Here is a 19,883-nt window from a genome sequence, read left to right as displayed (position 1 = left end):
CAACCGTGGGTTCTGCGTAGGCTTGGGCTATGCCCAAACTTACCAGCGTGCTGCTGGTCGACGACGACCCGACCAATAATTTCCTGAACGAGCGGCTGCTCAAGCGTCTCGACGTGGCCGACCACATCCTGGTGGCCGTCAATGGCCAGGAAGCCCTGACGGTGCTGCACCAGACTGCCCTGCCGCCGGCCCTCATTCTGCTCGATATTCAGATGCCCATCATGAACGGCATCGAGTTTCTGGAAGCGTACCAGCTGCTGCCGCCGGCTCAGCGCCAGGGCACTACCGTGGTAGTGCTCACCACTTCCATGGACACGCGCGACCTCACCCGGCTCGAGGCGCTGCCCGCCGCCGGCCGCATCAACAAGCCCCTGACGGCCGAGAAGATTGAGGCCGTGCTGGCGCTGCACAGGCAGCGCCAGCCGCCGGGCCGCCCGGAGCCGCCCAAGGCCCCGGCTAGCGCAGCCACTTCCAGTTTACCGACACGTTGAGCACGCGGCCTTCCACCGGGGCCCAGAGCTCGGGAAAATACGGGTTGGCCCGGTCGCCCAGGGCCACGGCCTCGCGGCGCGTCTGGCGGTAGTCGAACAGGTTTTCGCCGTTGAGAATAACCGTCCAGGGGCCGGCCGTGTAGCGCACCAGCGCGGCCACAATGGGGTAGCCGGGGCGCGCCGAGCCATCGTCGAGGTACTGGCGGCCGGTGTAGCTGGCTTCGATGCCCACGGCCAGGTGCTTGCCCAGCTCCTGCGTGGCCACGGTGGCCAGCTTGTGGCGGGCCGCCAGCGGCACGTTGGGGTTGGCGGCGTCGTAGCGGCGCTGGGCGTAGGTATAGAGGTAGCCGAGGTAGATTTCGGTTTCGTCGTAGCGCAGCCGCACGTAGCTTTCCAGGCCCTGGCTCACGGTGGGCGCGGCGGCATTGGCCCAGCGCAGGGGCGTGGTGTAGTTCAGCGCCAGGGGCTCGCTCAGCACCAGCGGGTCTTGCAGGCGGGTGTAGAAAAAACCCTGGTTCAGGTTCAGGCTGAGGCCCGAGGCAAAGCGGTGCTGGTAGTTCACGTCGCCGTTCAGGCCCTGGCTGCGCTCGGCGCGCAGGCCTTGCAGGGGCTGCACCAGCGGCATTTCCCGCTCGTCCAGCTCGTTCACGTAGGGCACCGGCACGCGGTAGCCGAAGCCGCCGTTCAGGCGCAGCGTCACGTCGGGGCTGGCCTTGAAGAGCACGGCGGCGCGGGGCAGCAGGAAGTTGCCGTAGGCGTTGTGGTGGTCGAGGCGCAGGCCGCCCTGCACGTTCAGGGTGGGCGTCAGCTGCCAGTCGTCCTGCACGAAGCCGCCCACCGTGGCGTAGCGGTAGTCGTTGAGCAGCGGCGTGCGGCTTTCGGCGGGCAGGGGCTCAAAGTCCTCGCCCAGCACGTTGAGGCCGCCCACCAGCGTGTGGTGCCCGTAGCGGCGCAGGTAGCTTACTTCGGAATAGTAGCTCAGCTGCCGGGCCGCGTAGGCCACGGTATTGGTATTCACCGCCCGCCGAAACCAGCTGGCCGTGGCCTTCACCGTGAGGCTGCCGCCGGCCACGCTGTCCTGGGTGTAAATAAGGTCGGCGGAGTGGCGCTGCGTTTTGTTGGTCACGAAAAAGCTCCGGTCGATGGTCCGGGTCAGGTCCTGCACCACGGCCGCGTCGCCGCCTTGGCGGTCTTCCACGGTGCCGGTGTAGCCCAGGGCCAGCTGGCCGTTTTTGGGGTAGTAAAACAGGCGCGGGTGCACCGTAAAGTTGCGCAGCCGGGGCACGTCCACGAAGCCGTCGCCGTCCACGTCCACGCTCTGCTGCCGGGTGCCGCCCGCAAACAGCGTGTAGCCCACCCGCTGGCTGCGCCCGCTGGCAAAGCCGTTGAGGTTGCTTTCGTTGAGCGTCGATTGGTTGGCCGTGAAGGTGAGCTGCGGCGTGCCCAGCACCGGCGTCTTGCTCACCAGGTTCACCAGGCCCGCAATGGCCCCGCCGCCGTAGAGCGTCGAGCTGGAGCCCTTTATCAGCTCAATCTGCCGCAAATCGAGCGGCGGAATCTGCAGAATGCCGAACGAGCCCGAGTAGCCGCCCAGAAGCGGCAGGCCGTCGCGCAGTATCTGCGAGTAGCGCCCCGCCAGGCCCTGAATGCGCAGGTCGGCGTTGCCGGTGGTGGGCGAGGTGGGCTGAATCTGGGTGCCGGCAATGTCGCCGAGCAGCGAAGCAATGTTGCCGGGCTTGATGCCGTTTTCTTCGGTCAGCTCCTCCTCGCCCAGCACCTCCACGCGGGTGGGCAGGTCTTCGAGGCGCGAGTTGGTGCGGGTGGCCGTCACCAGCACTTCTTCGGTTACCTCGGCACTGGGAGCCAGCCGGAGCGTGAGTGGCGTGCCGGCGGCCGGCGCGGCCACCAGCTGCGGCCGGTAGCCCAGCGCCTCCACGCGCAGGCGGGTGCCGGGGGCCGGCGCGGGCGTGAGCACGGCTTCGCCCTTCACATCGGTGGCGGCCCCCACGCCCGTGCCGGGCACGCTCACGCTCCCTCCTATCACGGGGCTCTGCGTGAGCGAGTCGCGCAGTACTACCCGGAGCGACTGCGCCCGGCCACTCAGCGTCAGCAGCAGGAAAAACACGCCCGACAGCAGGCCGAACCGCCAGAAAGAAACACTAATACCCCACATCATGCACCGTTTTTTTCGTGAAAATCCGGGCCGCAGCACAGCAGCCTGGTCTGGCGAAGGTAGGTGGGTGTCTCTGTGCAAAATCTGTATTTGCAGCTCCCGGCCCGGGCAAATCAGAAGATGTTTACGTTAATTTTTGCTGGCACCGGCCCGCTGTATTGAGCCGCGCCCCTTCGCGTCCCGGCGCTTGCGCCGTATGGGCTCTATTCAGCGGCAATCGTTCGACGCGACGCGAAGGGGCGCGTTGGCGCAGTTTCCCGGCGACCTTTTTACTCCCCCAAAGCCCCTACCTCACGGGTTGGTAATCTGGCCGATGAACAGGATGGCCCCCGACGACTTCTCGCGAATCAGGAACAGGAAGGGCCGGTTCACCTGCACCACTGGCGGCAGGGAGGTCACCACTATGCCCACCGAGGTCACGGCCGCGGCTTCGGTGCCTTCCTCGTTCACTTCCAGAAAGGTCTTGTGCTTCACCGAAGATATGGCCAGCCCCGAGCCGCCGCCGGCCAGCATCCGGCCAAAATTGGCGTTGGTGAACGCCGAGCCCATGCCCAGCTGCGTGAGGGACTGGCGCAGCTCCTTCTCGTATTCGAGCCGGAACTTGGGCAGGCGCAGCTCCAGGCCGGTGCTGTCGGCCGCCGCCAGCCAGGCATCGAGCTGCGGGCGGGTGAGGCGGCCGGCCACGCTGGCCAGCGTGTTCTGGCCCTGCGGCACCACGAAGGTCATGCTGAACTGCCGGTTGCCGTAGGGCAGGTCGATGACCTGCTGCTGGGCGTCCTGGTAGCGGCGGTAGCGGCCGGTGGTCAGGCTCATGAAATCCTTGCTCACGGGCGCGCCGGTTTCGGGGTAAAACAGGCCGGCGCGGGTGTTGCGCGGGTCGAAGCGGTAGGTCCAGGCGCCCTTGAAGTAGAGGGCATTTATCAGGTACATCACGTCATCGGGGGTGGTGGAGTTCACGATGGTCGGAATCCTGCCCCGCGTCTGGGTATTCACCCAGCTGTTTATCCGGCTGGTGGTGGCGGGGGCGCCAAAAGCCACCGGCTGCACCGTGGCCCCGAAATACGTCTGGTTCGTCTGCACAAACGGCACCTGCAGCTGAAACTGCTGCCCGTACCAGATGGAGTTGCCGGTGGTAAACGTCACCTGCGGGTCGAGGCCCTGAAACAGCGCAAACAGGCTCTGGAACGACTCGTTGATTTCGGTATCCGTCTGTGGCTGGAAGCCCAGCGTCTGCTTCATATCGGCCCTGGTGGTGCCGTCGGCCCCGTTGTAGGCCATTGTGAGCGCGGCCGAAATGCTGAGCGGCGAGATGCACAGGTTCTCAGCGGGCGCGGCCGTGTGCAAGGCCCCAAAGGCCCGAAAGGCGAAGTCGTTGGCGCTGGTCAGGGTGCTGCGCTCGGCCGTGGTGAGGGGGCGTGGGGGCGTGGCCTTTCGGTCGTCGTCGGCCACGGCCACATCCTGCTTCTGGCAGGCCGTGCCAAAGAACAGCGCGCCCGTCAGCAGGGCCAGCGCGGTGGTTTTAAGCGTAGTGGTCAGCATGGGGAAAGGGGAAATGAGGTGGGAGGATGGCGGCCCGCCGCAGCCGCCTGTAGTGCCCTGACCGGCCTGCTCCCGCAATGGTTGCGCCGCCTGCCCTACGCGGCCAGTGCCGCCGTCCCCCTGCGGCTGTACTTGTCCCGATACGCCAGCGGCGACACGCCCGTGATGCGCTTAAACAGCGTGCGGAAGGCCTTGGTATCGGAGTAGCCCACCGAGTACATCACCTCGTTCACGTTCCCGCGCGACGATTCCAGGCTCATTTTCGCCGCCTCAATCTTCACCCGCTGAATGTATTCGGCCACCGTGTTGGTGGTGGCTTTCTTGAAGCGGCGCTCGAAGTTGCGGCGGCTCAGGCAGGCCAGCGCCGCCAGCTCGTCAATGGAAATCTTGTCGGCGAAGTGCTGCTCAATAAATTCCTGGGCCTTTTTCACGGGTTCGTCCTCGTGGGCTTTCTGGCCCTGAAAAATGACGAACGGCGACTGGCTGCGCCGGCCAATGTCAATCTGAAACACCTTGGCGCAGCACACGGCCATTTCGCGGCTCACGTATTTCTCCACCAGGTACAGCACCAGATTGAGGTAGGAATACGCCCCGCCGCTGCTGTAGAGGCCCAGCTCGTCGGTAATCACCTGCTCGGCCACGAGGTGCACGGCGGGGTACATGGCCGCAAACTGCGGCGCGCCCAGCCAGTGCGTGGCGCACTGCCGGCCGTTCAGGAGGCCGGTGGCGGCCAGCAGGAAAGCGCCCAGGCACAGGCTGGCCACTTCGGCGCCGGCCTCGTGCTGCCGGCGAATCCAGGCAATGAGGTCTTCGTTGAGGGCCACGGCCTCCGCCAGGTCGCCGTGCGGGGCGGGAATGATGATGAGGTCGGTATGGAAATCCTCGTCGATGGTGCGGGCGGCGTGCAGCGTGAACAGGCCCCGGTTGAAGGTCTTGTGCCGGGTGAGGCCCACCAGCTCAACCTGGAAGGCCGGCGGCTGGCCCATGCCCGCCAGCAGGTCGTTTACCTGGCTGAATACCTTGTGCGGACCTTCAATGCTGCCAACCACGGCATCGCCGGCCGGCACCAGAATCGAGATGTGCTTCATGGCCCAAATGTAGGCACGGCGCTGCCGCATTCAGCCCCCTGTTTCGGCGCAATTGCCCCTGTTGGCCGATATATTTTGCTAATACCTTTGCTAAACCAGTTAGACGCACGATTTTTTAGCATCGTCCGTCAGAAAACGGTGAGGCTGCGCGCCGCCGAAGCATCGCTGCCGCTTCGCTGGGCCGCTTGGATTACCGCTGCGCGCGAGTGCTTCGGCGGCGCGCAGCCTCACCGGCTTTTGCTTTTTGCTTACCCTTCTTCAACCCCCAACCCCCTTTTCTCATGAAGCCCCGCACCACCGCCCGCCTCTATTGGACGCTCACCGTTCTCTTCTGCCTGATGATGCTGGCCGACGGCGTAGCCGGCCTGCTGCACGAGCCGAACGGCGTGGCCGCGATGAAGCAGCTCGGCTATCCCATCTACCTCATGGACATCACGGGCGCGGCCAAAATCCTGGGCGCGCTGGCCCTGCTCCAGACCAGGTACCGCACCCTGCAGGAATGGGCCTTCGCGGGCTTCGTTATCGACTTCATCGGGGCGGCGGCCTCGGTGCTGTTGGCGGGCATGGGCGGGGTGGCCACCATTCCGGCGCTGGTGATGCTGGTGGTCGTAGCCGGTATTTACTTTCTCTGGAAGCAGTACCGGGCCGCCCGCCCGGCCGCCACTGCCGGCGAAACGCCGGCTTACGCAACCACGGCCACGACCTAGCCCCTGGCTCATGCATTTACCTGACACCATTTTTCACTCCTTAACACCCTCCAAATCATGGCCTTCCTCAGTCCTCACCTCGCATTTCCCGACGGCACCTGCCGCGAAGCCCTCGCCTTCTACCAAAGCTGCCTTGGCGGCGAGCTCAAGCTGATGCGCGTGGGCGATACGGCCATGGCCGGGCACCTGCCCGCCGAAGCCCAGGACCAGATTATGCACGGCACCCTCACCACCGGCTCGTTTGTGCTCATGGCCTGCGATGCCCTCGATACCCGCCGCCCGTTTGCGCCCGGCAACAACATTGCCATGTGCCTGAACTGCACCAGCGACGAGGAAACCAGCACCCTTTTTGCCAGGCTGAGCGAGGGCGGCACCGTCATCGACCCGCTGGCCGACATGTTCTGGGGCGGCAAGTTCGGCACGCTCATCGACCGGTTTGGCACGGAGTGGATGCTCAATTTTGATACTCCCACCAGCGAGCCAGTGCTCCAATGTTCCCCAGCGCATAACGCATGAGCAAAGTAATTGCCGCCGAATACCTCACCCTCGATGGCGTGATGGAAAACCCTGCCTGGACCGCGCCTTATTTCAACGAGGAGCTGGGCGAGTTTCAGGGCGAGCTGCTGTCGGCCTGCGATGCCCTGCTGCTGGGCCGCGTCACCTACGAAGCCTTTGCCGGTGCCTGGCCCAACATGCCGGATGCCCCCGGCGCCGACCGCATGAACAGCCTGCCCAAATACGTGGCCTCGACCACCCTGCAAGCCGCCGAGTGGAATGCCGGCATCATTCAGGGCGACGTGGCCGCCGAGGTGGCCCGCCTGAAACAGGAACCCGGCCAGAACCTGCTCATCTACGGCAGCGCCCGGCTGGTGCAGCACCTGCACGAAAAAGGCCTCATCGATGAGTACCGCCTCATGATTTTCCCAGTGGTGCTGGGCGGCGGCAAGCGCCTGTTTGCCGACGGCAGTGCCCAGGCCGGCCTGAAGCTGCTTTCGAGCCACACCACCCGCACGGGCGTGCTCGTGCTCAGCTACGTGCGGGCCAGCGCCCAGCCATAGGCCCGCACGCGCCAGGCTGCTGGTAACGGTTCAAGAAAGCGTTGGGCTTTCGCTGGCGCGCCAGCGAAAGCCCAACGCTTATTTTTTGGCGGCGGCAGGTGCCGCCACCACCCGGGTATTGGCCGGGAGCGGTACCTCGCGGGCGGTTTCGAAGGTGCCGGCTTCGGGCGCGGTTTCCTCCACGCGGCGCTGCACAATGCGCAGGCGGTGCCCGTCCACGCTCAGCACGGCTAGGTCCTGGCTGGTGCCGGTGGCGGCCGAGTAGCTGCGGAAGCCCAGCAGCATGCCGGCGGGGAAGTTGGCCGCCCTGGCTTTGGCGGCATCCACCACGTCGGGCCGGCCCGCGAATTTGCCCAGGTCGATGTCCATGGGCTTGCGGCCCTGCAGCACGAGGTGGGCGCTGGTGCGCGGGTGGGCGGGGTCGTCGGGGTCGGGCGCGGGCTTGAAGCTGAACGACACGCTCATGGTTTCGGCCTCGGCCAGGGCCGGGGCGGCGGGCGTGGTGGCTGCCGTGCCATCGGCGGGCGGCGCGGCGGCGGCAGCGGTGGCCGAATCGGCCCGCTCGGTAGCAGCGGGCGTGGCAGCGGCCTCAGGTGCCGCCGTGGGCGCGGAGGTAACGGGGGCCGTTTGGTTGCAGCCGGCCAGGAGCACGGCGGCGCCCAACATAAAAATTGTGTTCTTCATCAGAAGCCCGATAACGGGAATTTGCGTCTGTAAGATTAAGGCAAAACTAATCGTCCCGCACCAAGTGAATGGCCTCGCAGCCAGCCATATTTTTCTACGAAAGCCTATATAGTGGCATAATTTTAGCTGCTATCGGACGTTTTTTTTCGCTCTCTGCAAAACCAGCCCGCCCGGCTCTGATTAATGCAGCTATCGATTTGTCAATCTACCAATTGGGCCGCATATTAGCGCCGCAACAGCTTCTACTCCCCAGCGTTTCCGTTCATTCATTTTTTCATTTTTCACCTCATTTTTCACCTTTTCACTTCCTTTCCATGTTGTCAACTTTACGTTTTCTCACACTGGTTCTGCTTGGGCTCAGCCTGGGCTTTGCCCGGCCGGCCCGGGCCTCGCACGCGCAGGGCGGCAGCATCACCTACACCTCGCTGGGCGGCAACAGCTACCGCGTCCGGGTCGATTTCTTCCGCGACTGCTCGGGCATTGCCGCGCCTACCAGCTTCACGCTGAACTGCACAACGGTTTGTGCCGGCAGCGGCACAACAACAACGCTAAACCAAGTAGGCCAGCCCTTTATTGGCACGCCCTACAACTCTACCATTCAGCCCCTGGCCGTGTGCCCCCTGACAGGCAGCGCCCCGGCTAGTGCCCCGGCCAACTTTGCCGCCTATCGCTACGAGGCAACCGTGACCCTCGCCCCCAATCAGTGGATTTTGTCGGCCGAAGAGTCGGCCCGGCCTTCCGTTACCAACCTCAGCTCGAGCGGCAGCCTGCGCCTCGAAGCCACGCTTGATAACCGTGGGCGCACCAACAACTCGGCAGCCTACAGCAATATTCCCACCTTTTTCGTCCCCGTCAATCAGCCGAACCTGCTGCAGATTGGCGCTTTCGATGCCGACGGCGACTCGCTCTCGTACGCGCTGGACCGGCCGCTGAATGGCTGTAATGTCTACGAAACCTACGCGGCCTACCCCACGGGCTGCCAGACCGGGCTCGACCCGCTTTGCAACCGCCGCCTCATCACCTGCACCGGTACTTCCAGCGTTTACACGCAGGCGCTGCCGATTTCCGTGGCCAATGACACGATTTTTGAAAACGGCTTGACGACCCGGCCGGCCTGCCCGGCTACCGGCAACATCGTAACGGCCACGGTGCAGCCGCGCTTCTCTTTCTCGGCCCTGCAAGGGGTTTTCAGCTTCACGCCCAACCGCTACCTGCTCACGCCCTCGGCCAATGGCGACAATAAGTCGGTAGTGGTGGTGAAGGTGACCGAGTGGCGCCGGGTAAACGGCGTGTATGTGGCCATTGGCACCACCCGCCGCGACATGCTCTGGATTACCTACGACGGGGCAGCCAACGCTACCCAGCCGCGCCTCTCGCCCACGGTGACGGTGCAGAATGGTTCGCAGAGCGCCAGCCAGGCCCTGACCACGCCCATTGCCGTGCAGGCCGGCGAGCCCGTCTCGGTTGGTTTCACGGCCACCACTACCGGCTCCACGCCCCTGGCCTTCACCCTCGAGCAGAACACCGTGCCCGGCGCCGTCATCCAGGCCGGGACCGCCGCCGGCACCGGCCGCCTCACCTTCACCCCGCCCCTGAGCCTGCCCAACGGCACCTACCGCGTCAGCGTCACCGTCACCGACGACGCGGCCCCGATTCGCAACCTCATCACCGTGCCCGTCACCTTCCGCGTGTACCGCACCACGCTGGCCACTTACAACGCCGCTGCTTCGGCCCTGATTGCGGCCTACCCCACGCCCTTCACCGAGCAGGTGCAGTTCCAGCTGCCCACGGCCGGCGTGCAGCAGCTCACCGTTTGCGACAACCTGGGCCGCGTAGTGGCCCACCTCACCAGCCAGCCCGATGGCCGGGTGCGCTGGGCCCCGGCGGCCAGTGTGCCCGCCGGCCTCTACTCCGCCCGCTCCGCCGACGGAAAGCTCACCGTTCGACTGCTCCGCAGCGCCCAGTAAGTTTCGCTTCTTCTAAAAAAGAGCCCCGTCACACGCTGACGGGGCTCTTTTTTTTGTGAAACGGAGGGCCAATATCTCAGGCGCAGCTATATAGTGGCATCATTTTAGCAGGCTAAAATTGCACGCGGATATGCATTGACTACGGAGTTGCCAAGCTGGCTTTTGAAGCGGTTAAACCGCTGTGACGCAGCCTGGCACGGGTAGGCACATTCGCTTTTCACAGTCACTTTTTCGCTTTTTTTCCTTCCAATTTTTCCACAATGCTATGTTTTCACGCCTACGTTTTTTAATGCTGTTGCTGTTTGGATTGGGCCTGGGCTTTGCCCGGCCGGCGCATGCCTCGCACGCGCAGGGCGGCAGCCTTACTTACACCTCGCTGGGCGGCAACAGCTACCGGGTACGGGCCGATTTCATCCGGGACTGCTCGGGCATTTCGGCTCCTACCAGCTTCACGCTGAATTGCCAGACAACCTGTGGCGGCACCAGCCTGACCACCACCCTGGTTCCGGTGGGGCAGCCGTTTATTGACGCGCCCTATAGCTCGGCGGTTCAGCCGCTGGTGCAGTGCCCCCTCAACACCGGCGCGCCCGTTAGCACGCCCGCCAACTATGCCGTGCACCGCTACGAAGGCACCGTGACGCTGGCCCCGAACCAATGGATACTGGCCGTGGAAGAAGCATCCCGGCCAATGGTCACCAACCTCAGTTCGGCGGGTACGGTCCGCCTCGAAGCGACACTCGACAACCGCGGGCGCACCAACACCTCGGTGGTTTTCAGCAATATCCCGACGCTGCTCATTCCGGTCAATCAACTCGACCTGCTGCACATCGGGGCCTTCGATGCCGACGGCGACTCGCTCTCGTATAGCCTGGAACGGCCCCTGAATGGCTGCAACAGCTACGAACCCTACGCAGTATACCCCACTACGTCCTGCACCCCCCTCATCGACCCCCGGTGTGGCCGCCGGCTCATCAACTGCGGCAATTCGTCCAATACCTACACGCAGTCGTCGCCCATGGCCGTAACCATGGATACGGTGTTCGAGAACGGGTCAACCACTCGTCCGGCGTGCCCGCCCAATAACATTGTGGTAGCAACCGTCCAGCCCCGGTTTGCGTTTTCGGCCCTGCAGGGCACTTTCGCCTTTACGCCCAACCGCTACCTCCCCACGGCTTCCGCCAACGGCGATAATAAGTACGTGGCCGTGGTGAAGGTGACGGAGTGGCGCCGCGAAAACGGCGTGTACGTGGCCATCGGCACCACCCGCCGCGACATGTTGTGGGTGGTGTACAACACCCCCACTGCGTCGATGCCAAGCGTGGCCCCGATGGTGACGGTGCAGAATGGCTCGCAAACCCGCACTCAGGCCCTGACCACGCCCATTGCCGTGCAGGCCGGCGAGCCCGTCTCGGTTGGTTTCACGGCCACCACCACCGGCTCCACGCCCCTGGCCTTCACCCTCGAGCAGAACACCGTGCCCGGCGCCGTCATCCAGGCCGGGGCCACCGCCGGCACCGGCCGCCTCACCTTCACCCCGCCCCTGAGCCTGCCCAACGGCACCTACCGCGTCAGCGTGAGCGTCACCGACGATGCCTCGCCCCTGCGCAACCTCACCACCGTGCCCGTTACGTTTCATGTGTACCGCACCACGCTGGCCACGCGGGGCGCGGCGGCCCAGTCCGTTTCGGCCTACCCCACGCCCTTCACCGAGCAGGTGCAGTTCCAGCTGCCCACAGCCGGCGTGCAGCAGCTCACCGTTTGCGACAACCTGGGCCGCGTGGTGGCCCACCTCACCAGCCAGCCCGATGGCAAGGTGCAGTGGGCCCCGGCGGCCAGTGTGCCCGCCGGACTCTACTCCGCCCGCTCCGCCGACGGAAAGCTCACCGTGCGCCTGCTCCGTAGCACTGCGCAGTAAACGGTAGGTCACCTGCCAATAAAAAGGCCGCGCTACTACAGTAGCGCGGCCTTTTTCAATTTAACAAACTACAGAATGCCTACCAACGACGGCCGTGGCCGTGGCCACGGTAGTAGTAAGGCCGGGGCGCATAATACACCGGACGCGGGGCGTAATAAACCGGGCGGGGCGCTACGATAACGGGCGGAGGCGCGGGGTATACCACCACCGGACGCGGCGGGTAGTAGTAGCGGGGCCCGTAGTAAGCGCGGGGAGGATAATACCCACCGGCCCCGATGGTCACGGAAACCTGGGCGTTGGCGGCGTGGCTCCCCAACAGCAGCAAAAACAGGCGCAGCGTCAGAAACAAGGGTTTAGTCCGCATAATATTCGCGCCGGAGCGCGTCGTTTAGGTTACAGATGGAAAACCAATTTATGGGATTTAGACGAAAACACCGAACCGGAGTTTAATGGTTCGGTGAGGTATTTTACGGAAGGGCGATGCGATAGGTGACATCGGTGGCCCCGCCGAACAGGCCGTAGCCGTTGCGCACGTTGGAGGCCAGCGGCGCGGGCTCGGCAAAAGGGTTGCCGTCGCTGTCGTAGTAGCGGCGGCGCGAGAGGTAAAAATTATACGCCTCGGGCGTGATGCTGCTCACATAGACCTCGATATAGCCCGGCTGCGGGCAGTTGCTGCTCGGCGGATAGCAGCTGCTGTAAAAGCGCACGTCCGAGGTCAGGCTGATGCGCTGGCCATTCACGTCGGTGTCGGCAAAGGGGTAGAGGCTGTAGCCCTGCTGCGGGCTCGACAGCTGGAACTGCCCGATGCTGCCGGCCGTGTTGCTCTGGCTGTCGTAGTCCACCTGCACCGCGCCCCAGTTGCCGGGCTGGCCCTGCCGGTCGAGCAGGCGGGCAAAGGCCAGGTAGTAGTTGGGGGTGGCGGGGTCGTCGCGCAGCACCACGCTCAGGCGGCCCTGGTATTCGCCGGAGTTGGGGTTGGCGGCGGTGCGGGCCACGTAGCTGCCGCTCTCCACCACGGGCGGCGCGGGCAGCGTGAGGGTGCTTTCGGCCGTTTCAAAACCGGGCAGTGCCGCCCGCAGGGTGTAGGCCTGCCCCACCTGCGGCCGGAAGCCCAGCACCGGGCGGTAGTAGCCCGGCGTGCCGGGGTAGCCATACTGCGGGTTGGCGCCCGTGCTCACCGGCCGGTAGCGCTCTACCACGGCGCCGGCGGCGTTGCGCAGCTCCACAGTGGCATCGGCGCGGCCGGTGAGCTGGCTGGTGTCGAACACGCGCTGGCTGTTGCTGATGTAGAGCTGCCGCCCGCCAAACAGCTCCCCGAACGACGAATCCTGCGGCGTGGGCGTGAGGGTGTACATGAGCGCCACGCGGGGCGTGTGCGGCGGCTCGGGCAGGTCTACGGTGGTTTCGCAGCTGGCGAGGGCGCTGGCGGCGAGGGCGAGAAGGACACGTTTTTTCATGCGGACGAGGCGTTAAAACCGGAACGTTTTGCTGAACGAAGGCAGAATGGGAAACAGCGATACCTGCCGGTAGCTGAGCTGGTTGCTGCCGGCGGCGCGGCCCAGGTAGATGAAATAGGGGTTTTTGCGGTTGTAGGCGTTGTACACGCTGAAGCTGTTCACCACTTCGCCCCAGCGCTTTTTCTTGGTGTGGCTCAGGTCGAGGTCGAGGCGGTGGTAAGCGGCCATGCGGTAGCTGTTGCGCGAGCCGTAGTCTTCAAACGGAGGGCCAGCGCTGGGCCCCAGGCTGTAGCGCCCTTGCGAGAGCGTCACGGCATTGCCCGTGCCGTACACGAACGTGCCCGAGAGCGTGAGCGTGGGGCTGAACTCGTGGATGACCACCAGCTTGAAGTCGTGCCGCCGGTCGTATTTGTAAGGGTAGAGCTGGCCCTGGTTCAGGTCCGGGAAGCGGCGGTTGTTCCAGGCCAGGGTGTAGCCAATCCAGCCGGTGGTTTTGCCGGTTTTCTTTTGCAGAAACAGCTCGGCGCCGTAGGCCCAGCCCTGGCCGCTGGTGATTTTGGCTTCGTAGTTATCGTCGGTAGTTCCCACAAAATCAGCGCCCTCGCGGAACTCAATCAGGTTCTGCATGGGCTTGTAGTAGGTTTCCAGGCTCAGCTCAAAATCCTCGCCGCCGAAGCGCAGGTTGCGGGCCGCCCCCACGCTGAACTGCTGCGCGGTCTGGGGCTTGGTTTTGGCCGTGGCGGGCACCCACAGGTCGGTGGGCAGGCCAATGCCGCTGTTGGTGAGCAGGTGCACGTACTGCGTGGTGCGGGCGTAGGAGGCCTTCAGGGCCCAGGCTTCGGTGAGCAGGAAGCGGCCCGACACGCGCGGCTCCACGCTCGGGTACAGCTTGCTATCGACCAGAAAGCTGTTTACGCGCAGGCCCACGTTCACCTTCAGGCGGTTGGTGAGCTTCAGGTCGTCTTCGGCATACAGGCTGGCTTCGCTGGCCCCGATGCGGCGGCCCCGGGCCTGGTTCTGGGTGGGGTCCACGCTGTCGTCGCTTTGCAGGGCCCCGGGCCGGAACTGGTGCCGGATAACCTGCCCGCCAAACCGGATGTAGTGCATGGGGTTGGGCACGTAGTCGAAGTCCAGCTTCGCGCTGATGTCCTGAATGTTGGACAGGTAGCTGAGCGAGTATTTCTCGTCGCGCTGCTGCCCGCTGCTGTCATGGTAGCGGTTTTCCTGGGTCGAGCCCACATCAAACTGGTAGCGCGTGTAGGTAAGCGTGGTGTTGAGAAACAGCCGGTCGTTCACCACGTGGTTCCAGCGCAGGGCCCCGATGCGGTTGCCCCAGCCCAGGGCGCTTTTCTGCTTGAAATAGCCCCCGTCGTCGTTGGGCGACTCGTCGTTGGCGTAAAACTCGTCGTAGCCCATGTAGCCGCTCAGGTACAGGCGGTCGCGGGCGCTCAGCTTCCAGTTCAGCTTGCCGTTGAGGTCGTAGAAGTAGTAGCCGGCGGTCAGGCCGTTGGTTTGCGAGAGGATGAGCGGCCGGGCCAGGATATCGATGTAGGTGCGGCGGGCCGAGAAGATGAACGAGGCCGTGTCCTTCTTAATCGGGCCTTCCAGCGTGAAGCGCGAGGCAATGAGCCCGATAGCGCCTTCGCCGTGCAGCTTCTGCATGTTGCCCTCCTTCATCGAAATATCGACCACCGACGACAGCCGCCCGCCGTAGCGCGCCGGAAACCCGCCCTTTATCAGCTCCACGTTCTTGATGGCGTCGGCGTTGAACACTGAGAAGAAGCCGAACAGGTGCGAGGCGTTGTAGATGGGCGTGCCGTCGAGCAGCAGCAGGTTCTGGTCGGGCGAGCCGCCGCGCACGTAGAGGCCGCTGCTGCCCTCGCCGCCGGCCTGCACGCCGGGCAGCAGCTGCAGCACCTTCAGCACGTCGGTTTCGCCGAATAGCGCGGGCACCAGCTTCAGCTGGGCCACCGGGATGTTGATGGTGCCCATGCGCGTGCTTTCGGTAATTTTCTCCTCCCGGCTGCCCACCACTTCCACGTCGGCCAGCTCGGCCGAGGACGTTTTCAGCCGGAAATCGTGCGCGAAGCTGCGGTCGGCTTTCCGGGCCAGCCGCTGCTTCTCGTAGCCCAGCGCCGACACCAGCAGCCGCACCGAATCGGAGGAGGCCGCCAGCGTGAGCGAGTAGAAGCCGTAGGTATTGGTGGTGGTGCCCTGGCCGCTGGCCGGGTGCACCACGGCTACGCCGGGCAGGCTCTCGCCGGTAGCGCCATCGCGCACGTAGCCGCTGATGGTGAAGCGGTTGGCTTGCTGTGCCAGGGCCGTGGTAGCGGCCCCCAGCAGGCCCAAGCTGCTCAGCGCAGCCAGGCGGAAAAAGGTCTTCATGCAGACGAAAAGGTGGAAAGGCCCTGCCCAAATGGGCCGACGCGCGGCCCTAACGGCAGGTGGTGGGTTTTATTGGCCAGATGAATGTGGGATGAAGAGCACGATTTGGCAGCAGGGGTTGCCTGCGTTTGCAGGAAAAAGAGGCCGTGCTGCCAAGCGGCACAGGCTGAGCACAAAAAAGCACGTCAAGCTGAGCTTGACGTGCTTAAGGGTTGGCCGTTGCTGCGGGCAAGCCGGGCGCTTACTTCTTGCGGTAGGCCGCGTTCAGGTACGCCAGCACGGGCGTGGTGATGTCGAGGTTTTTCTCGCCGTAGGCAATGGTGCCGCTGGGCGCGGCAATCAGAATCAGCTTGTAGCCGTGGGCTTTGCCGTAGGCTTCCACCTTCTTGTTCACGCTCTCGAGCACGGTCTGGGTGAGCTTGGCTTCTTCCTGCTGGGCCTGCTGCTGCAGCATCTGCTGCTGCTGGGCCACCTGCTGCTGCTGCTCCTGCAGCTTCTGCTCGGTGGCGGCGCGCTGCTCGGCGGTGAGGCCGGGGGCCTGCTTCTGGTAGGCCTCCACGGCGGCTTTGAAGCTGGCCAGCATGCTCTGGTTCTGCTTTTCCCAGCCGCGGGCCTTGCCCTCAAACGAACGGCGGGCGTCCTTCATGCCCTGGTAGCCGTCCAGCATCCTGCCCGACTCCACGTAGGCCAGCTTGCCCGAGAAGTCGCCGGTCATGTCCTGCACGGGCGCCACCACGGCGGCCGGGGCGGGCTCCGAATCGGTGGTTTCAGCGGCCGGGGCGCTGTCGGCAGTGGTGTCGGCGGCCGGCTCGGGCGTAGCCAGCACGGCCGTATTCTTGTCGGTGGCGAGGGCCGGGGCGACGGGCTTGTGGCTGAAGTGCAGGAAATACAAGCCGGCCACGGCCAGGGCCAGCACAAGGTTAATGGTAAGCTGAAGAGGGTTTTTCATTGACAACGAATGATGAGAAAAAACAAAAGTACGCCGCCGGGCGAACCTACGGCCGGGGCACCCACTCGGCTTGCAGCAGGGCGTACTGGTATTCGTCGCACCACTCGCCTTTGTACCAGCCATTTTCCCGAAAATGCCCTTCGCGGCGCATTCCCACGGCTTCCAGCAGTGCCACGCACGGCAGGTTGCGCGTATCGGTGAGGGCCACCACGCGGTGCAGGGCCAGCTCGGCGAAGCAGTAGCGCAACAGGCCCGCCAGCGCCGCGCGGGCGTAGCCCTGCCCCTGCCAGCGCGGGCTCAGCGTGATGCCCATCTCGCCAAGGCGCGGCTCGTGGGCGTAGCGGTGCAGGGCGCAATCGCCCACCAACAGGTCGTCTTCGGCCCGGGCAATGGCCAGCTGCACCCACTCGCCAGCGGGCGCGGGTATGGCGGCTTCGGCCTGACGGGCAATGAACGCCGCCGCTTCGGCTTCGGTGTAGGCATCGAAACCCTGAAAGCGGGCCACTGCCGGGTCGGAGCGGTAGGCCAGGAACGCGGGTAAGTCGGTTGGCCGCAGGTGGCGCAGTCGCACGCGGCCGGCAGGGAATGAGAAGCTCATGGCAGGTAAAGTCAACGCATTATTCCGGCACGGCAATGTGCAGCAGCGCGTCGCCCTGGTTCACCACCGGCATGTAGTTGAGCCCAATCACGTAGCCGCTCACCGGCGACTCCAGCCGCACCGACTGCGCGCCGTAGGGGTCGGCCACGGAGCCGTAAATCTGCCCCTTCTCGATAAACTGCCCGTTCTCGACGTGCGCGCGAAACAGGCCCGCAAACCGCGCCCGCAGCCACGTATGCCGCCGGCAGATGATGCCCGGCCGGGCCGGCCGGGGCGCTTCGGGGCCCATGCCCAGGTGGTGCAGCACCCGCAGCGTGCCCGCCACGGCCTCCTCAATGCCGGGCTCGTCGAGGCGCAGGCTCTCGCCGGTTTCGTACACGATGATGCGCTTGCCCAGTTCCTGCGCCGCCTCGCGCAACGAGCCGCCCCGCAGCCCCGCGTGCAGCGTGAAGGGCGCCCCGAAGGCCGCCGCCATGGCGTCCACTTCGGGGTCGATGCCCAGCAGGGCGCGCACCTGTGGGTAGTTGGAGCGCGCCGCGCCGCCCGTGTGGAAATCGATGCCGTAGTCAATCAGGGGCATGATTTCGCGCATGAAGCGGTGGGCCACGCGCCCGGCCAGCGAGCCCCGCGGGAAGCCGGGGAACGAGCGGTTCACGTCCTTGCCGTCGGGCACGTCGCGGCTGAAATTCAGAAAGCCGTAGATGTTAAGAATCGGAATGGCGATGACCGAGCCCCGCAGCGGCGTCAGCAGCTCGCGCCGGATGAGCCGCCGGATGGTTTCGATGCCGTTCACCTCGTCGCCGTGCATGCCGCCCATCAGCAGCAGCGTGGGGCCGGGCACGGCCGAGCGCAGCACGTGCACCGGCACGTCAATCACGGTGCCCGAGGGCAGCTTCGAAATCACCAGCCGCGTGAGCACCCGCTCGCCGGGCTGAATGGTGAGGCCGTTGAGGTGAAAAGCGGCGGAAGAGGAAGCAGCCATAAGCGGGAAAGAACAAAAAACTCCCCTCCTTACCAAGGAGGGGACGCTGGCGCGCAGCGGCAGCTGGGGTGGTTGTGGGCGATGAACGGTAGCCAAATGCTACGCCTGTCAGTTGTTCGCCGCCCACAACCACCCCCGTTTCAGCTTCGCTGAAACATCCCCTCCTTGGTAAGGAGGGGAGTCAGCCGCTCCTTACTTACCGGCCGGCACGTCCGACTGGGCATCCACGGCCTGGCCGGGGCCCTTTTTGGCCTTGGGCTTGGCTTTTTTCCGGGCGGTGAGGTTAGCCGTGTATTCAATGATGCGGCCGGCAATGTCGAGGGTGGTGGCTTTCTCGATGCCTTCGAGGCCGGGCGAGGAATTGACTTCGAGCACCAGCGGGCCGCGCTTGCTCTGCAACATGTCGACGCCGGCAATGCCCAGGCCCAGGGCCTTGGTGGCCAGCAGGGCGGCGGCTTTTTCGGCGCGGGTGAGCTTGACGAGGGTGCCCACGCCGCCCCGGTGCAGGTTGGAGCGAAACTCGCCCTCCTTGCCCTGGCGCTTCATGGCGCCCACCACTTCGCCATCCACCACGAAGGCGCGCAGGTCGGCCCCCTTGCTCTCGGCAATGAACTCCTGCACGATGATGCGGGCCTTGAGGTTGTGAAAGGCCTCGATGACGGACTGCGCGGCCTTGGCCGACTCGGCCAGCACCACGCCCAGGCCCTGGGTGCCCTCCAGCAGCTTGATGATGACCGGCGCGCCGCCCACCTGGCTTATCATGGCGGGTACGTCTTCGGAGTAGTTGGTGAAGGCCGTTTTGGGCATGCCCACGCCGGCGCGGCTCAGAATCTGCATCGAGCGCAGCTTGTCGCGCGAGCGCACAATGGCCTGGCTGTCCACGGCGGTCCGCACCTTCATCATCTCAAACTGCCGCACCACGGCCGTGCCGTAGAACGTGACCGAGGCCCCGATGCGCGGAATGATGGCATCAATTCCTTCGAGCGGCGCCCCCTGGTAGATGATGCCCGGCTTGCCCTTCTCCAGCACAATGTTGCACTGCAAGTGGTCGATGACCACGGCTTCGTGGCCCCGGGCAGCGGCGGCCTCCACCAGGCGCTGGGTGGAATAGGATTTCGGCTCACGCGAGAGAATGGCCAGTTTCATCGTGGAGGGTTGGTGATGTGGGGTGGTGAAGCGAACGGGGAGCCACAAAACTACTCAGGAGCGGGTGCGCCGGGCGCCGGGGCGAACCCGGGCTTTGTAAGAAAGGTTGCGCTTGGCCACATCGACCACGAAGCGGCCCTGCCGCAACAGGCTGCGGCCCAGCAGCACGGGGTACTTCATGTCGGAGCGGTCGGAGAGCGAAAACTCGGCTTCAAAATCTTCCTCGTACAGCCGCACCACCGCCCGAATGACGTAGCGCTCCTGCACCTCGCCGTTGGAGGAGCGGATGTCGCGCAGCGCAAAATCGGTGAAGGTGAGCGCCCGGCCGTCGGCGCCTTCGTGGCCGGGGTCGAGCAGGTTCACCACCAGCACGGCCGGCTGCCCGGCCGGGGTTTCGATGTGGATGTTGGTGCAGTGAATGGCGCTGGTGTAGGCCCCGGTGTCCACCTTCGCCTCTACCTCGCTGAGGGCAAAGGCCGGAAAATCAACCAGCTCACGGCGGCCGAGCAGGCGTTTTACAGGGCGAGGCTTGGCGACAAGAGACATGACAGGCGAAGCAGGATGGCGCGTGAGCGAACGGGTTTGGCGAAGCTACTGCCGCCGCTGCCAACTTCTGCTACGCCGCCGGCTGGCCCACTACCTAAAAAAGCATTTTAAGGAGCCCGGCGCGGTCCGGCTCTCCTCAAAATGCTCTTGCGGGGCTTCCGGCCCCGGCCGGGGCGGTTCAGCCGGTATTTTAATTAC

Annotated in this window: 18 protein-coding genes; 6 read left to right on the top strand and 12 right to left on the bottom strand. The window is 64.9% G+C overall.

The genetic code is table 11. The features are described from left to right. Nucleotides 1-29 precede the first annotated feature (29 nt). Nucleotides 30-491, top strand: coding sequence for a response regulator (locus ACYVHT_RS10985; RefSeq protein WP_460551166.1), 462 nt, complete (start codon nucleotides 30-32; stop codon nucleotides 489-491). Here the strand turns inward: ACYVHT_RS10985 and ACYVHT_RS10980 are convergent. The 3 genes from ACYVHT_RS10980 to ACYVHT_RS10970 all read right to left on the bottom strand — a co-directional run bounded on the left by ACYVHT_RS10980 (nucleotide 457) and on the right by ACYVHT_RS10970 (nucleotide 5,291). Then, on the bottom strand, nucleotides 457-2,667 hold the full coding sequence (locus ACYVHT_RS10980) for a TonB-dependent receptor (RefSeq protein WP_460551164.1): 2,211 nt from the start codon (nucleotides 2,665-2,667) through the stop codon (nucleotides 457-459). The two genes, ACYVHT_RS10985 and ACYVHT_RS10980, sit on opposite strands and share 35 nt — an antisense overlap. Before the next feature lie 288 nt (nucleotides 2,668-2,955). Beyond that, nucleotides 2,956-4,203, bottom strand: a complete 1,248-nt coding sequence (locus ACYVHT_RS10975) for a serpin family protein (protein ID WP_460551161.1) — start codon at nucleotides 4,201-4,203, stop codon at nucleotides 2,956-2,958. 95 nt (nucleotides 4,204-4,298) lie between these two features. Continuing rightward, nucleotides 4,299-5,291 carry a GlxA family transcriptional regulator gene (locus ACYVHT_RS10970; RefSeq protein ID WP_460551158.1) on the bottom strand — a complete coding sequence of 331 codons (993 nt, stop codon included), beginning with the start codon at nucleotides 5,289-5,291 and terminating at the stop codon, nucleotides 4,299-4,301. 281 nt (nucleotides 5,292-5,572) lie between these two features. On the opposite strand from ACYVHT_RS10970, the gene ACYVHT_RS10965 reads away from it, so the two are divergent. From ACYVHT_RS10965 to ACYVHT_RS10955, 3 genes are read left to right on the top strand one after another with little or no spacing between them, the layout of a single operon-like run. Then, nucleotides 5,573-5,998, top strand: coding sequence for a DoxX family protein (locus ACYVHT_RS10965; protein ID WP_460551155.1), 426 nt, complete (start codon nucleotides 5,573-5,575; stop codon nucleotides 5,996-5,998). A gap of 57 nt (nucleotides 5,999-6,055) precedes the next feature. Further along, nucleotides 6,056-6,514, top strand: a complete 459-nt coding sequence (locus tag ACYVHT_RS10960) for a VOC family protein (protein WP_460551152.1) — start codon at nucleotides 6,056-6,058, stop codon at nucleotides 6,512-6,514. Next, nucleotides 6,511-7,056, top strand: coding sequence for a dihydrofolate reductase family protein (locus ACYVHT_RS10955; RefSeq protein ID WP_460551150.1), 546 nt, complete (start codon nucleotides 6,511-6,513; stop codon nucleotides 7,054-7,056). The genes ACYVHT_RS10960 and ACYVHT_RS10955 overlap by 4 nt, the downstream gene beginning before the upstream one ends. A 78-nt stretch (nucleotides 7,057-7,134) precedes the next feature. Here the strand turns inward: ACYVHT_RS10955 and ACYVHT_RS10950 are convergent, their stop codons facing one another. Next, nucleotides 7,135-7,740, bottom strand: a complete 606-nt coding sequence (locus ACYVHT_RS10950; RefSeq protein WP_460551148.1) for a hypothetical protein — start codon at nucleotides 7,738-7,740, stop codon at nucleotides 7,135-7,137. A gap of 314 nt (nucleotides 7,741-8,054) precedes the next feature. On the opposite strand from ACYVHT_RS10950, the gene ACYVHT_RS10945 reads away from it, so the two are divergent. Both ACYVHT_RS10945 and ACYVHT_RS10940 read left to right on the top strand, forming a co-directional pair. Then, nucleotides 8,055-9,707, top strand: coding sequence for a hypothetical protein (locus ACYVHT_RS10945; RefSeq protein ID WP_460551146.1), 1,653 nt, complete (start codon nucleotides 8,055-8,057; stop codon nucleotides 9,705-9,707). Between the two features lie 265 nt (nucleotides 9,708-9,972). Then, complete coding sequence (locus ACYVHT_RS10940) at nucleotides 9,973-11,622, top strand: hypothetical protein (protein WP_460551143.1); 1,650 nt, start codon at nucleotides 9,973-9,975, stop codon at nucleotides 11,620-11,622. A gap of 79 nt (nucleotides 11,623-11,701) precedes the next feature. On the opposite strand, the gene ACYVHT_RS10935 is transcribed toward ACYVHT_RS10940, so the two are convergent. The 8 genes from ACYVHT_RS10935 to ACYVHT_RS10900 all read right to left on the bottom strand — a co-directional run bounded on the left by ACYVHT_RS10935 (nucleotide 11,702) and on the right by ACYVHT_RS10900 (nucleotide 19,685). Beyond that, the gene (locus ACYVHT_RS10935) at nucleotides 11,702-11,986 is read right to left on the bottom strand and encodes a hypothetical protein (RefSeq protein WP_460551140.1); all 285 of its coding nucleotides are present in this window, start codon (nucleotides 11,984-11,986) and stop codon (nucleotides 11,702-11,704) included. Between the two features lie 103 nt (nucleotides 11,987-12,089). Then, complete coding sequence (locus ACYVHT_RS10930; RefSeq protein WP_460551137.1) at nucleotides 12,090-13,079, bottom strand: DUF4249 domain-containing protein; 990 nt, start codon at nucleotides 13,077-13,079, stop codon at nucleotides 12,090-12,092. Nucleotides 13,080-13,091: 12 nt separating this feature from the next. Then, a complete protein-coding gene (locus tag ACYVHT_RS10925; RefSeq protein WP_460551134.1) occupies nucleotides 13,092-15,464 on the bottom strand; it encodes a TonB-dependent receptor in 2,373 nt (790 codons plus the stop codon). A 241-nt stretch (nucleotides 15,465-15,705) separates the two neighbouring features. Further along, nucleotides 15,706-16,413 (bottom strand): OmpH/Skp family outer membrane protein, encoded by a 708-nt coding sequence (locus ACYVHT_RS10920; protein ID WP_460551131.1) that lies wholly within the window; start codon nucleotides 16,411-16,413, stop codon nucleotides 15,706-15,708. 46 nt (nucleotides 16,414-16,459) lie between these two features. Then, nucleotides 16,460-17,011 carry a GNAT family N-acetyltransferase gene (locus ACYVHT_RS10915; protein WP_460551128.1) on the bottom strand — a complete coding sequence of 184 codons (552 nt, stop codon included), beginning with the start codon at nucleotides 17,009-17,011 and terminating at the stop codon, nucleotides 16,460-16,462. A gap of 19 nt (nucleotides 17,012-17,030) precedes the next feature. Continuing rightward, nucleotides 17,031-17,993 carry a succinylglutamate desuccinylase/aspartoacylase family protein gene (locus tag ACYVHT_RS10910; protein ID WP_460551126.1) on the bottom strand — a complete coding sequence of 321 codons (963 nt, stop codon included), beginning with the start codon at nucleotides 17,991-17,993 and terminating at the stop codon, nucleotides 17,031-17,033. 192 nt (nucleotides 17,994-18,185) lie between these two features. After that, a complete protein-coding gene (gene rimK / locus ACYVHT_RS10905; RefSeq protein WP_460551123.1) occupies nucleotides 18,186-19,139 on the bottom strand; it encodes a 30S ribosomal protein S6--L-glutamate ligase in 954 nt (317 codons plus the stop codon). Between the two features lie 54 nt (nucleotides 19,140-19,193). Then, nucleotides 19,194-19,685: an ATP-dependent zinc protease family protein gene (locus ACYVHT_RS10900; protein ID WP_460551120.1), complete on the bottom strand. Its 492-nt coding sequence runs from the start codon at nucleotides 19,683-19,685 to the stop codon at nucleotides 19,194-19,196. Nucleotides 19,686-19,883 lie beyond the last annotated feature (198 nt).

Source organism: Hymenobacter daeguensis, from assembly GCF_054780555.1.
The sequence above is the reverse complement of the archived record's forward strand: the minus strand, read 5'-3'. Positions and strand labels throughout refer to the sequence as shown.